Raw genomic sequence first — 551 nt, forward strand, 5'->3', positions numbered from 1 at the left:
AAAGGTAAAAACGGCGAGCTGACTCGTACTCTCAACGATGCTGTTGAAGTGAAACATGCAGATAACGCTCTGACTTTCGGTCCGCGTGATGGTTACGCAGACGGTTGGGCTCAGGCTGGTACCGCGCGTGCCCTGCTGAACTCAATGGTTATCGGTGTTACCGAAGGCTTCACTAAGAAGCTGCAGCTGGTTGGTGTAGGTTACCGTGCAGCGGTTAAAGGGAATGCAGTAAACCTGGCTTTAGGTTTCTCTCATCCTGTTGACCATCAACTGCCGGCTGGCATCACTGCAGAGTGCCCGACTCAAACTGAAATCGTGCTGAAAGGCGCTGATAAACAGTTGATCGGTCAGGTTGCAGCTGATCTGCGCGCCTACCGTCGTCCTGAGCCTTACAAAGGCAAGGGTGTTCGTTACGCCGACGAAGTCGTGCGTACCAAAGAGGCTAAGAAGAAGTAAGGTAACACTATGGATAAGAAATCTGCTCGTATCCGTCGTGCGACCCGCGCACGCCGCAAGCTCAAAGAGCTGGGCGCAACTCGCCTGGTGGTACA

The 551-nt window shown here is 53.4% G+C and carries 1 protein-coding gene and 1 pseudogene; both read left to right on the forward strand.

All coding sequences use genetic code 11. From position 1 onward, the window contains the following. Positions 1–456, forward strand: a 456-nt coding sequence (rplF, locus tag CKO11_RS17290; RefSeq protein ID WP_223641548.1) for a 50S ribosomal protein L6, incomplete at its 5' end; no start/stop codon positions are given. Between the two features lie 9 nt (positions 457–465). Beyond that, a pseudogene (locus tag CKO11_RS17295) lies at positions 466–551 on the forward strand (50S ribosomal protein L18); the annotation flags it as partial.

The sequence above is a fragment of the Rhodobacter sp. TJ_12 genome (assembly GCF_020023995.1).
In the GTDB taxonomy this organism is placed as follows: domain Bacteria; phylum Pseudomonadota; class Alphaproteobacteria; order Rhodobacterales; family Rhodobacteraceae; genus Rhodobacter.